Source organism: Streptomyces sp. NBC_01294 (assembly GCF_035917235.1).
GTDB lineage: Bacteria > Actinomycetota > Actinomycetes > Streptomycetales > Streptomycetaceae > Streptomyces > Streptomyces caledonius.
This window is the reverse complement of sequence record NZ_CP108423.1, coordinates 5,683,550-5,696,178: the sequence shown is the minus strand read 5'-3', so window position 1 is coordinate 5,696,178 and position 12,629 is coordinate 5,683,550. Positions and strand designations below refer to the sequence as shown.

At 73.5% G+C, this 12,629-nt stretch carries 10 protein-coding genes; 8 read left to right on the top strand and 2 right to left on the bottom strand.

The window, feature by feature from the left end; translation table 11 throughout:
• Positions 1 to 202 precede the first annotated feature (202 nt).
• The 6 genes from OG534_RS25710 (at position 203) to OG534_RS25685 (ending at position 7,347) form a co-directional block, all read left to right on the top strand.
• On the top strand, positions 203 to 1,453 hold the full coding sequence (locus tag OG534_RS25710) for a prenyltransferase/squalene oxidase repeat-containing protein (RefSeq protein ID WP_326591037.1): 1,251 nt from the start codon (positions 203 to 205) through the stop codon (positions 1,451 to 1,453).
• Positions 1,453 to 2,136, top strand: a complete 684-nt coding sequence (locus OG534_RS25705) for an SCO2322 family protein (protein WP_326591035.1) — start codon at positions 1,453 to 1,455, stop codon at positions 2,134 to 2,136. The genes OG534_RS25710 and OG534_RS25705 overlap by 1 nt, the downstream gene beginning before the upstream one ends.
• A gap of 335 nt (positions 2,137 to 2,471) precedes the next feature.
• Complete coding sequence (locus tag OG534_RS25700) at positions 2,472 to 3,632, top strand: energy-coupling factor transporter transmembrane component T (RefSeq protein WP_326591034.1); 1,161 nt, start codon at positions 2,472 to 2,474, stop codon at positions 3,630 to 3,632.
• A complete protein-coding gene (locus OG534_RS25695) occupies positions 3,629 to 5,740 on the top strand; it encodes an ATP-binding cassette domain-containing protein (protein WP_326591032.1) in 2,112 nt (703 codons plus the stop codon). The genes OG534_RS25700 and OG534_RS25695 overlap by 4 nt, the downstream gene beginning before the upstream one ends.
• Positions 5,737 to 6,609, top strand: a complete 873-nt coding sequence (locus tag OG534_RS25690) for an ECF transporter S component (protein WP_326591030.1) — start codon at positions 5,737 to 5,739, stop codon at positions 6,607 to 6,609. The genes OG534_RS25695 and OG534_RS25690 overlap by 4 nt, the downstream gene beginning before the upstream one ends.
• Before the next feature lie 282 nt (positions 6,610 to 6,891).
• On the top strand, positions 6,892 to 7,347 hold the full coding sequence (locus OG534_RS25685) for a transglycosylase SLT domain-containing protein (RefSeq protein WP_442807152.1): 456 nt from the start codon (positions 6,892 to 6,894) through the stop codon (positions 7,345 to 7,347).
• Between the two features lie 148 nt (positions 7,348 to 7,495).
• Here OG534_RS25685 and OG534_RS25680 read toward each other — a convergent pair whose 3' ends face one another.
• Positions 7,496 to 8,665: a steroid 3-ketoacyl-CoA thiolase gene (locus OG534_RS25680; RefSeq protein WP_326591027.1), complete on the bottom strand. Its 1,170-nt coding sequence runs from the start codon at positions 8,663 to 8,665 to the stop codon at positions 7,496 to 7,498.
• A 242-nt stretch (positions 8,666 to 8,907) separates the two neighbouring features.
• Between OG534_RS25680 and OG534_RS25675 the strand changes: the two genes are divergently transcribed.
• Positions 8,908 to 10,152 carry a cytochrome P450 gene (locus OG534_RS25675; protein WP_326591025.1) on the top strand — a complete coding sequence of 415 codons (1,245 nt, stop codon included), beginning with the start codon at positions 8,908 to 8,910 and terminating at the stop codon, positions 10,150 to 10,152.
• Positions 10,153 to 10,635: 483 nt separating this feature from the next.
• Positions 10,636 to 12,009, top strand: a complete 1,374-nt coding sequence (locus OG534_RS25670; protein ID WP_326591024.1) for an FAD-binding oxidoreductase — start codon at positions 10,636 to 10,638, stop codon at positions 12,007 to 12,009.
• A gap of 6 nt (positions 12,010 to 12,015) precedes the next feature.
• On the opposite strand, the gene OG534_RS25665 is transcribed toward OG534_RS25670, so the two are convergent.
• Entirely contained in the window at positions 12,016 to 12,597 is a 582-nt protein-coding gene (locus OG534_RS25665; protein WP_326591023.1) for a CAP domain-containing protein, read from the bottom strand.
• Positions 12,598 to 12,629 lie beyond the last annotated feature (32 nt).

Sequence of the window (12,629 nt, the reverse complement as noted above, 5' to 3'; positions counted from 1 at the left end):
CCGGTGCGAATCCGGCGCTGACCCGCAACCGTGACCCACTCCGGCACCGCCCGGACGGGGAGCCGGAATGCCCCGTACCGGAAGTGCGCGGCTCGCGCCGCCGGGTCCTCCGGCGGCCGGCACCGTCGAGGTAAACGGAGCCGGAGCCCGGTGCCTGTGCGTGCCTGCCTCCGGATCCCCAGCAGGAGAGGCACCAGCCCCCATGATCGTCCGTCGCAGCGCAGCCGCGCTCGCCGCCTCCGCCGTGCTCTGCGTGGGCGTCGCCCCCGCAGCCCTCGCCGACACCGCGCCGCCCGCCTCCCCCTCCGCGCCCCCGGTCATCCCCTCCGGGCTCTACGGCAAGAACGACCCCACGTACGACGGCGTGTGGCGGCAGTCCTTCGCGCTGCTCGCCCAGCACACCGTCGGCGTCGAGCCCGCCCGCGAGGCCGTGGTCTGGCTGGTCGGCCAGCAGTGCGACACCGGCGGCTTCGCCTCCTTCCGCCCGAACGCCGCCGTGGCGTGCGACGCGACGACGATGTACGACACGAACGCCACCGCGGCGGCCGTGCAGGCGCTGAAGGCGCTCGGCGGCCAGGACGCGGCGGTCAAGCAGAGCGTGGACTGGCTGAAGTCCGTCCAGAACGAGGACGGCGGCTGGAGCTACGTCCCCGGTTCCCCGAGCGACGCCAACTCCACCGCCCTGGTGATCAGCGCGCTGGCCGTGGCGGGCGAGAAGCCGGCCGAGGTCAAGTCGAAGGCGGGCAAGTCGGCGTACGAGGGCCTGTTCCCCTTCCAGCTGGGCTGCGCCGCCGAGCCGGCCGCCGACCGGGGCGCCTTCGCCTACCAGCCGGTCGACGGCAAGCTGATCGCCAACGCCGACGCCACGGCCGCAGCCGCGCTGGCCGGCCTCGGCAAGGGCGCGGCCGTCGTCCCCTCCGGGGCGGACACCCCCGCGGCCGCGCTGACCTGCCCGGCGAACGGCGCCGACCCGGCGGCCGCCGCCCACGGCGCGGCCGGCTACCTGGCCGAGGCCCTGAAGAAGGACGGCCACCTCACGGCGCTCACCCCGGGCGCGGACCAGCCGACCGCGGACACCGGCAACACCGCCGACGCGGTGATCGCCCTGGCCGCGGCCGGGCACAAGCAGTCGGCGGCGGGCGCGCTGGAGTGGCTCAAGGCCAACTCGGCGCAGTGGGCACAGGGCAGCCCGGCGGGCCTCGGCACCCTGATCCTCGCGGCGCACGCCACGGGCACCGACCCGAAGTCCTTCGGCGGCACCGACCTCGTGGCGGCGCTGAACGCGACGGGCCCGGCCCCGCAGGGCGCGGACACGGAGGCGACCACCGTGGACAGCGAGAAGGACAAGCCCTCCGGCGGCCAGAACATCTGGTGGATCATCGGTGCGGGCGCCGTGGCCGGCGTGGGCATCGGCATCCTGCTGAGCGGCCGCCGGAAGAAGAACCAGCTCTGATGCGCCGCCGCCCGCCCGCCGTGGCCCTCGCCCTCGGGATCGTCCTGGCCCTGCTGGCCGCCACCCCGGCGCTGGCGGCCGGCTACCGCTACTGGTCGTTCTGGGACGGCTCGGCCGGCGGCCAGTGGTCGTACGCCACGCAGGGGCCGTCGATGGCCCGGCCCGCGGACGGCGCCGTCCAGGGCTTCCGCTTCTCCGTGAGCAAGGACGCGGCGGCGGAGGCGGCCAAGCCGCGCGCCGCCGCCGACTTCGAGGCCGTCTGCGGGGCGACCGCCCCGGCGGACGGGAAGAAGCGGGTGGCCCTGGTCATCGACTTCGGCGTCCCGCAGGACGCCCCGGCGGGCGACGCCCCGCCCGAGGCCGCCCCGCGCACCGCCTGCGCGCAGGTGGCCCCGGAGGCCACGGCGGCCGAGGCGCTGGCGTCGGTCGCCAAGCCGCTGCGCTACAACAGCGCGGCGCTGCTGTGCGCGATCTCGGGCTACCCGAAGCAGGGCTGCGGCGACCAGGTCGCGGACACCTCGGCGGGTACCTCTGCGGGCGCCTCGGCCGAGGCTTCCGCCGCACCGGCCGGGTCCGCGCAGGAGGAGGACGGCGGCCCGTCGGCCGGCCTCCTGGCGGGCATGGCCGCGGTGGCCGCCCTGGCCGCCGCGGGCATCTGGCAGTCCCGCCGCCGCGGCCGATGACGATCCCGACGCCGCCGGGCGACGCCGGCCCACCGCCCATGGCGGCGGGCCGCCCCGCCCCACCGCTGCCCGGTCCGGCACCGAACGACGACGCCACCCGCACCGGGGGTGGGAGCCGCACGGGCGCCGCGGCCGCCGACCACCCCGCCGCTCCGGCTTCCGGCAGGGCACCGGGCCACGACGCCGCCGTCGGCGCGGACCCTCACGTCGCTCACCCACCTGCCGGGCCCACCGGCACCCGAGGTGCGAACCGCACGGGTGGTGCGGGTCGGCATCCGAGTCGTCCGGGCCGCCCGCAGGCCGGGGGCACCCCCACCGGAGCGGCACCCGGCGACGTGACCCCGGCCCGCCGGAGCCGGCCCGCGGCGCCGGATCCCTCGCACCGGTCGACGTACAGGAAATGGCAGGCGCCGCTCGCCGGCCGGGCCACCGCCCTCCATGCGGGGGCCTGGTGGCTGTGGGCCCTCGGCCTCGCCACCGCCGCGTCCCGCACCACCAACCCCCTCCTCCTCGGGCTGATCATCGGCGTCGCCGGTTACGTGGTCGCGGCCCGGCGCACGGACGCGCCCTGGGCCCGGTCCTACACGGCCTTCCTCAAGCTCGGCCTGTTCGTCATCGGCCTGCGCCTGGTCTTCTCCATGCTCCTCGGCTCCGCCATCCCCGGCTCGCACACCCTCTTCATCCTCCCGGAGGTCCCGCTCCCGGCCTGGGCGCAGGGCATCCGATTCGGCGGCCGGGTGACCGCCGAGCAGCTGGTCTTCGCCTTCTACGACGGCGCGAAGCTGGCCACCCTCCTCGTCTGCGTCGGCGCCGCGAACGCCCTCGCCAACCCGGCGCGGCTCCTCAAGTCCCTCCCCGCCGCCCTCTACGAGGCCGGGGTCGCCGTCGTCGTCGCCATGACCTTCGCGCCGAACATGGTCGCCGACGTCGTGCGCCTGCGGACCGCCCGCCGCCTGCGCGGACGCCCCACCGGCGGGGTGAAGGCGATCCTGCAGATCGGCCTCCCGGTCCTGGAGGGCGCCCTGGAGCGCTCCGTCGCCCTCGCCGCGTCGATGGACGCGCGCGGGTACGGCCGTACGGCGCAGGTCCCGCCCGCCGTCCGGCACACCACCAACGTCCTCACCCTCGGCGGCCTGCTCGGCATGTGCGCGGGCACGTACGGGCTGCTCGCCGCGCAGGGCGCCGCGTACGGGCTGCCCGTGCTCGGCATCGGCGCGGTCCTGGCCCTCGCGGGCCTGCGGCTCGGCGGGCGCCGGTCGGTGCGCACCCGCTACCGGCCCGACCGCTGGGGGCCGCGCGCCTGGCTGGTCGCCGGGTCGGGCGCGGCCGTCGCCGCCGTGCTGATCCACGCCGGCAGCCTCGACCCGGCCGGTCTGCACCCGGGCGTGGTCCCGCTGGAGGCCCCCACGCTCCCGCTCTGGCCGGCCGCCGCGATCCTGATCGGCCTGCTGCCCGCCTTCGTGGCACCCGTACCGCCCAAGGAGGCGTCGCAGTGATCCGCTTCGAGCAGGTGTCGGTCACCTACGACGGTGCGGCCGGCCCCTCCCTCCAGGGCGTCGACCTGGTGATCCCCGAGGGGGAGCTGACCTTGCTGGTCGGCCCGTCGGGCGTCGGCAAGTCCACCCTGCTGGGGACGGTCTCCGGACTGGTCCCGCACTTCACGGGCGGTACCCTGCGCGGCCGTGTCACGGTCGCCGGCCGTGACACGCGCACGCACAAGCCGCGCGAGCTCGCGGACGTGGTGGGCACGGTCGGCCAGGATCCCCTCGCGCACTTCGTGACGGACACGGTGGAGGACGAGCTCGCCTACGGCATGGAGTCCCTGGGGCTGTCACCTGCGGTGATGCGCCGCCGGGTGGAGGAGACGCTCGACCTGCTGGGCCTGAACGAACTGCGCGACCGGCCGCTCGCCACGCTCTCCGGCGGCCAGCAGCAGCGGGTCGCCATCGGCTCGGTCCTGACGCCGCACCCGAAGGTGCTGGTCCTGGACGAGCCGACGTCCGCGCTGGACCCGGCGGCGGCGGAGGAGGTCCTGGCCGTGCTGCAGCGGCTGGTGCACGACCTGGGCACGACCGTGCTGATGGCGGAGCACCGGCTGGAGCGGGTGGTCCAGTACGCCGACCAGGTCCTGCTCCTGCCCTCGCCGGGCGCGGCGCCCGTGCTCGGCACCCCTTCGGAGATCATGGCCGTCTCCCCGGTCCACCCGCCGGTGGTCGCCCTGGGCCGCCTCGCGGGCTGGTCCCCCCTCCCCCTCTCGGTCCGAGACGCCCGCCGCCGGGCCGCTCCGCTCAGGTCCCGCCTCGGTGAGCGCCCGGGCCCGGGCACGGCCCTGAGCCCGGGCTCCGCCCCGGAACACCCCGCGCAGCAACCCTCCCAGCCCACCCGCCCCGCCACTTCCCGGGCTCTGCCCGGACCCGCGCCTCAAACGCCGGCGGGGCTGGATGTTTCAGCCTCACCCTCGATTGAGGCGCCGGGCACGGTGCGTCCTTCGGCGCCGCCGGGGCAATTTCCAGCCCCGCCGGCGCAATTTCCAGCCTCGCCGGCGCTTGAGGCGTCGGGCACGGGGCGTCCTTCGGCCTCGCCGCAGCAATTTCCAGCCCCGCCGGCGCTTGAGGCGTCGGGCACGGGGCGCCCTTCGGCCTCGCCGCAGCAATTTCCAGCCCCGCCGGCGCTTGAGGCGCGGGGTACGGGGCGGAGCCCCGGTCTTTCAGCCTCGCCGGCGTTTGAGGCGCGGGGGTCTGGGGGCGGCGCCCCCAGCAGCGGAGCCCGGCCCGGGCTGTTCTCGCGACTGCTCCGCCGGAGCAAGCCGAGCCCCGCCCCCACCCCGGCAGGGGTACCGGTACCCGCGACGGCACGCAACCTCACCGTCCGCCGCGCCCGCACCGAGGCCCTCCGCGACGTCACCCTCACCGTCACCCCCGGCGAAACCATCGCCCTCATGGGCCGCAACGGCGCCGGCAAGTCCACCCTGCTCGCCGCCCTCGTCGGCACCCTCGCCCCCACCACCGGCGAGGTGACCGTCGGCGGCCGCACCCCCCACCGCACCCCGCCGCCCGAGATGGTCCGCCGCGTCGGCCTCGTCCCGCAGGAACCCCGCGACCTCCTCTACGCCGACACCGTCGCCGCCGAGTGCGCCGCCGCGGACTCCGACGCGGCCGCGGCCCCCGGCACCTGCCGGGACCTCGTCTCCGCCCTGCTGCCGGGCGTGTCCGACGACATCCACCCCCGCGACCTCTCCGAAGGGCAGCGCCTGGCCCTGGCCCTGGCCCTGGTCCTCACCGGCCGCCCCGCCCTGCTGCTCCTCGACGAGCCGACCCGCGGCCTGGACTACGCCGCCAAGGTCCGCCTGATCGAGATCCTGCGCGGCCTCGCCGCCGAGGGCCACGCCATCGTCCTCGCCACGCACGACGTGGAGCTCGCCGCCGAGCTGGCGCACCGCGTGGTGATCCTGGCCGGCGGGGAGGTCGTCGCGGACGGCCCGACCGCCGAGGTCGTCGTCTCCTCCCCCGCCTTCGCGCCCCAGGTGGCGAAGATCCTGGCCCCGGGCCACTGGCTCACCGTGAGCCAGGTCGCCGCGGCGCTGGAAGCGGCGGAGGCCCGATGAACCGCCCCGCCCGCCCCGCCCGCCCCGTCCGCATCGGCCCCCGGGCCGCCGCCGCCCTGGTGCTCGTCACCCTCATCGGCATCGCGGCCTTCGGCTGGCCGCTGCTCGCCGACCGGCAGTCCGGGCTCGCCCACTCCCAGGACGCCCCCTGGCTCTTCGCCGCGCTGCTCCCCCTCCTCGTCGCCGTGGTCGTCGCGACCATCGCCGACAACGGCATGGACGCCAAGGCGGTGGCGATGCTCGGGGTGCTCGCCGCCGTCGGCGCGGCACTGAGACCGCTGGGCGCGGGCACGGCCGGCCTGGAGCCCATGTTCTTCCTGATGGTGCTCAGCGGCCGCGTCCTCGGCCCCGGCTTCGGCTTCGTGCTCGGCTCGGTGACGATGTTCGCCTCGGCCCTGCTGACCGGCGGGGTCGGGCCGTGGATGCCGTTCCAGATGCTGGCCATGGGCTGGTTCTCGCTCGGCGCCGGCCTGCTGCCCGGCCCGGAACGGATCCGGGGCCGGGCGGAGCTGCTGATGCTGGCCGCGTACGGCTGCGCCGGCTCGTTCGCGTACGGCACGATCATGAACCTGCAGGGCTGGGTGATCCTGCAGGGCATGGGCCAGGGCATCTCCTTCCACCCGGGGGAGCCGATCGCCGCGAACCTGGCGCGGTTTGTCGCGTACTGCCTGGCGACCTCGGTGGGCTGGGACCTGGGCCGGGCCGCGCTGACCGTCGTACTGACGCTCACGCTCGGGGCCACCCTGCTGAAGGCGCTGCGGCGGGCGACTCGAAAAGCTGCCTTCGACCCGCCCGTCTCCTTCGATCCGGTGGGCGAGATCGGCCGTAAACCTGCCGCGGAAAGGTGTACGAGCGGCGACGGAAGGTGACATTCAGGGCCTCCGGCGGTGACCCGCCCCATAGGGCCCAGGTCACATGCGAACCTGGATAGTAGCCGCCCAAAAGGCCCCAAACCGCCCTCTCGGGCCCTCATCTGCGCGGATCTCTCGGGGGTCACCGGAGGGCTGCGGGGCCCTTCCTGCGAAGGCCGCTAGTAAGCGGGGGCTTTGCCAGGGTGTCGGGGCGTCTGTAGAACTGGATGAGTCGCCAGGCGGCACGGGTGCTTCACCCGCCGCCGACGAACCCCTCTCCTCCGCGTGAGTGGCTCACGCATGTCTCCGGCATGCCTGCGACCGTCCTTGTTCCCTTCGGAAGGTCCATCCGTGTCCAACGTCGTCATCCGCCGCATCGCCGCTTCCAAGAAGACCCTCGTGGGTTCCGTCCTCGCCCTGGGTGTCGCCGGTTCCATGCTGGCCGCGGTTCCCGCGCAGGCCGCCCCCGCGAGTGCCAAGGCGATCGCTCAGCAGATGATCAAGGACCCGGCCCAGTTCGCCGCGTTTGACAAGATCATCTCGCACGAGAGCGGCTGGAGCCACACGGCGACCAACCCGTCCTCCGGCGCGTACGGCCTGGCCCAGGCCCTGCCCGCCTCGAAGATGGCCTCCGCCGGCTCCGACTGGAAGACCAACCCCGCCACCCAGATCAAGTGGGGCCTGGACTACATGAACGAGCGCTACGGCAGCCCCGTCGGCGCCTGGAACTTCTGGTCCGCCAACCACTGGTACTAAGCCACCAACAGCAGCGCAGCAGACGGCAGCAGACACACGAAGGCCCCGGCGGCCGACCTCCCCAGGTCCGGCCACCGGGGCCTTCTGCATCCCATCCCACGGGGTTCAAAGGCGCCTGCCCAAAGAGCTCACGGAGAGCTCACGGAGCTCACAGACGCTGGATGATCGTGCCGGTCGCCAGCGCGCCGCCGGCGCACATGGTGATCAGCGCGAACTCCTTGTCACGGCGCTCCAGCTCGTGCAGCGCGGTGGTGATCAGCCGGGCGCCGGTGGCGCCGACGGGGTGGCCGAGCGCGATGCCGCCGCCGTTGACGTTGACCTTCTCCAGGTCCTGGTCGAAGACCCGGGCCCAGCTGAGGACGACGGAGGCGAACGCCTCGTTGATCTCGACGAGGTCGATGTCCCTGAGGGACATCCCGGCCTTGCCGAGCACGGCTCGGGTCGCGTCGATCGGCCCGTCCAGGTGGTAGTGCGGGTCGGCGCCGACGAGCGTCTGGGCGACGATCCGGGCGCGCGGCTTGAGCTTGAGCGCGCGGGCCATCTTGCGCGAGGCCCACATCACGGCGGCGGCCCCGTCGGAGATCTGCGAGGAGTTGCCGGCGGTGTGCACGGCGGTCGGCATGACCGGCTTGAGCCGGGCCAGCGCCTCCATGCTGGTGTCGCGCAGCCCCTCGTCCCGGTCGACCAGGCGCCACATGCCCTGTCCGGCGGCCTGTTCCTCTTCCGTGGTCGGCACCTGGACGGCGAACGTCTCGCGCTTGAACCGCTCCTCGGCCCAGGCGGCCGCGGCCCGCTCCTGCGAGAGCAGGCCCAGCTTGTCGACGTCCTCGCGGGTCAGGCCCCGGTGGCGGGCGATCCGCTCGGCGGCCTCGAACTGGTTCGGCAGGTCCACGTTCCACTCGTCCGGGAAGGGCTTGCCCGGGCCGTGCTTGGATCCGGAGCCCAGCGGCACGCGGCTCATGGCCTCGACGCCGCAGGCGATGCCGATGTCCATGACCCCGCCGGAGATCATGTTGGCGACCATGTGGTTGGCCTGTTGCGAGCTGCCGCACTGACAGTCCACGGTCGTCGCGGCGGTCTCGTACGGGAGACCCATGGCGAGCCAGGCGTTGCGGGCGGGGTTCATCGACTGCTCGCCGGCGTGGGTGACCGTGCCACCGACGATCTGCTCGACGCAGTCGGGCTGGATTCCGGTACGGGCCAGCAGTTCACGGTAGGTCTCGCCGAGCAGGTAGGCGGGATGGAGGTTGGCGAGCGCGCCCCCGCGCTTGCCGATGGGGGTGCGTACGGCTTCGACGATGACGGGTTCCGCGGCCATGAGCTCGTCCTCTCCTGCACAGCGCCGGCACGGCGGGCCGTCCCGGCGCCCCGCCTCGAACTAGTACGCGTTCTAGTTCTCCCCGCAGTCTTATGACCCGGACCCCCGTCACGCAAGGGTCTTGCACGCGGCCTGCACGGATTCCACACGCAACAGTCGGCGCTCCGACCCTTGTCACTTCTAGAACTCGTTACTACCTTCAAGCCAACTTCTGATGGTCCGTCAGACTTTGGAGTTGCCCGATGTCCTGCCCCGCGCTGCCCGACGGTTTCGACGCCACCGACCCCGACCTGCTCCAAAGCCGGGTCCCCTACCCGGAGTTCGCCCAGCTGCGGCAGACCGCACCGGTGTGGTGGTGTCCGCAGCGGCGCGGCGTCACCGGCTTCGACGACGAGGGCTACTGGGTCGTGACCCGGCACGCGGACGTCAAGTACGTCTCCACGCACCCGGAGCTCTTCTCCTCCACCACCAACACGGCCATCATCCGCTTCAACGAGCACATCCAGCGTGATGCGATAGATGCCCAGCGCCTGATCATGCTGAACATGGATCCGCCGGAACACACGCGCGTACGCCAGATCGTGCAGCGCGGTTTCACCCCGCGGGCCATCCGCGGGCTGGAGGAGGCCCTGCGGGACCGGGCCCGGAAGATCGTCGGGGAGGCGTCGGCGGCAGCGGCCGACGGCAGCTTCGACTTCGTCACGCAGGTGGCGTGCGAGCTTCCGCTGCAGGCCATCGCCGAACTGATCGGCGTACCGCAGAAGGACCGCTCCAAGATCTTCGACTGGTCGAACAAGATGATCGCCTACGACGACCCGGAGTACGCGATCACCGAGGAGGTCGGCGCCAACGCGGCGATGGAACTCATCGGCTACGCGATGAACCTCTCCGCCGCGCGCAAGGAGTGCCCGGCCAAGGACATCGTCACCCAGCTCGTCGCGGCGGAGGGGCAGGGCAACCTCGGCTCGGACGAGTTCGGTTTCTTCGTCCTCCTCCTTGCCGTCGCGGGCAACGAGACCACCCGCAACGCCATCAGCCACGGCATGCACGCCTTCCTGACCCACCCCGAGCAGTGGGAGCTCTACAAGGCGACCCGGCCGTCGACCGCCGCGGAGGAAATCGTGCGCTGGGCCACCCCGGTGGTGTCCTTCCAGCGCACCGCCACCCAGGACACCGAGCTGGGCGGCCAGAAGATCAAGGCGGGCGACCGGGTGGGGCTGTTCTACTCCTCCGCCAACCACGACCCGGAGGTCTTCACCGATCCCGATGTCTTCGACATCACCCGCGACCCGAACCCCCACCTGGGCTTCGGCGGCGGCGGTCCGCACTTCTGCCTCGGCAAGTCCCTGGCCATCATGGAGATCGACCTGATCTTCAACGCCCTGGCCGATGCCCTGCCCGACCTCCGCCTGACCGGCGAGAACCCCCGCCGACTCCGCGCGGCCTGGCTCAACGGCATCAAGGAACTCCGGGTCAGCCACGGCTGACCCAATCCAGCCCCGCCAACCCATTCCAGCCTCGCCGGCGTTTGAGGCGCGGGGCCTGGGGCGGCGCCCCGACCTTTCAGCCCCGCCGGCGTTTGAGGCGCGGGGCCTGGGGCGGCGCCCCGACCTTTCAGCCCCGCCGGCGTTTGAGGCGCGGGGTCCGGGGCGGCGCCCCGATCTTTCAGCCCCGCCGGCGTTTGAGGCGCGGGGTCCGGGGCGGAGCCCCGATCTTTCAGCCCCGCCGGCGTTTGAGGCGCGGGGTCCGGGGCGGAGCCCCGGCAGTCGGCCCGCACCCGTTCGAGTGGCGCCCCCGCCCCAACCGGGTGATCCTGACTGACAGCGACGATCCAGCCGAAGGGGCGCCGGGGCAGACCTTGCCCCGGCGCCCCTTCGGCCCGCCCGCCCCGAGCCCCGGGCACCGCCCAGCCCACGCAGGCCCCACCGCAGAGGCATGCGTGCCCCAACCCCGAGTGCCAAACTAAAGGCATGGCCACGCTCAGCCAGTCCTTCCGGGGCCGGCTGGTACTGCCCGAGGACCCCACGTACGACGAGGACCGCCGCATCTGGAACGGCTCCGTCGACCGCTCCCCCGCCCTCATCGCCTACTGCACGGGCGTCGCCGACGTGATCGAAGCCGTGCGGTTCGCGACCGGACCCGCGGCCGGCCTCCCCGTCGCGGTACGGGGCGGCGGGCACAGCTTCCCCGGGCAGTCCGTGTGCGACGGCGGGATCGTCATCGACCTCTCCTCCATGCGCGGCATCCGGGTGGATCCGCAGGCCCGGACGGTCAGGGCGCAGGCCGGGGTCCTGCTGGGCGAGCTGGACCACGAGACGCAGGAGTTCGGGCTGGCCGTACCGGCCGGGATCGTCACGCACACGGGCCTGGCGGGGCTCACCCTCGGCGGCGGGATCGGCTGGCTGATGCGCAAGTACGGGCTCACCGTCGACCAGCTGCTCTCCGTGGACGTGGTCACGGCGGACGGGTCGTTCCTGAAGGCGAGCGAGGACGAGAACCCGGACCTCTTCTGGGGCGTGCGCGGGGGCGGCGGCAACTTCGGGATCGTCACCGAGTTCGAGTTCCGGCTCAACCCGCTCGGGCCGATCGTGCTGGCCGGCCCGGTCGTCTGGCCGATGGCCGAGTCGGCGCGGCTGCTGCGGTTCTACCGCGAGTGGATCACCGACGTGCCGGACGAGCTGACCACGGCGGTGGTGCACCGCAAGGCGCCGGCCGCCCCGTACATACCGTCCCGGCTGCAGGGGCAACCTGTCGTGATGGTGGTCTGCTGCTACGCGGGACCGGTCGAGGAGGGGCAGGAGGTGCTGCGGCCGCTGCGCGAGGACTCCGGGTCTGCGCCCGTCCTCGACCTGTGTGCGCCCAAGCCGTTCACCGAGCACCAGGCGATGTTCGACCCGTCCTTCCCGCACGGCCGCTGGTACTACTTCAAGTCGTGCGACGTCGACCGCCTCACCGACGACGTCATCGACCGCACGGCCGAGCACGCGGCGCGGATCGACTCCCCGTTCACCGCCTTCCCGATCTTCCAGCTCGGTGGGGCCATCGCGCGCGTCGCGGAGGACGAGACGGCCTTCGGCGGGCGCGGCGCCGGGCACACCTTCAACATCAACGGGACGACGGAGGGCCCCGAGGGCTTCGACGCGGAGCGGACGTGGGCACGCGGCCTGTGGTCGGCGCTCGCACCCCACCAGACCGGGGTCTACACGAACTTCCTGATGGAGGAGGGCGAGGAGCGGGTCGAGCAGGCGTACGGGGCGGAGAAGTACCGGCGTCTGCGGGAGGTGAAGCGCCACTACGACCCCGGGAACCTCTTCCGCCTCAACCAGAACATCCCACCGGCGTGAACCCCTCTACTTCTCGCACCGCCCGAGCGTGACCACATAGGTCCCCGCGTCGCTGAACCCGGCCCCGGCCGGCTCTGCCGCTCCGCCCCTGGGTGCGATGCCGAACTCGGTGAGCGAGGGATCCCGGATGATCTCGGCGTGGCCCTCCTTGCTGACGTTCAGCCACCAGTTGACGGCCTCCCGCGGAGTGCCCTTTCCGCCCCACCCGTTGTAGGTGATCTCGTAGCCGCTCCACGACCGGCCGTTCGCACAGTATCCGGCGTCCCTGATGCGGTTCACGATCTGCTGCTCGGGCGTACCGGAGACCTGCGGGTTCTGGTGCGGATCGCCCTTGTCCCACCATTTCTGGGCGAGCGCGGCGGTCACGTGCCCGTTCGCCGCGTTCCGCAGTTCGGCGGAGTCCGACAGCGGCCGCAGCCCCAGCCGTTGGCGCTCTTCGTTGATGAGGCAGGTCACGCCCTCGATGGCGGGCAGCACCCCGTACCCGAAGCGGCCGGCGTCGGCGGGGGGCGGTTTGTCGAACGAGGCGGGACTCGCCTCGCGGCAGTGCTGCCACGGCTGGGCGGCGGCGGTCGCCGCCGTGGCCACCGGGACAAGCGGAACGAGCGGAACGGTCAGAG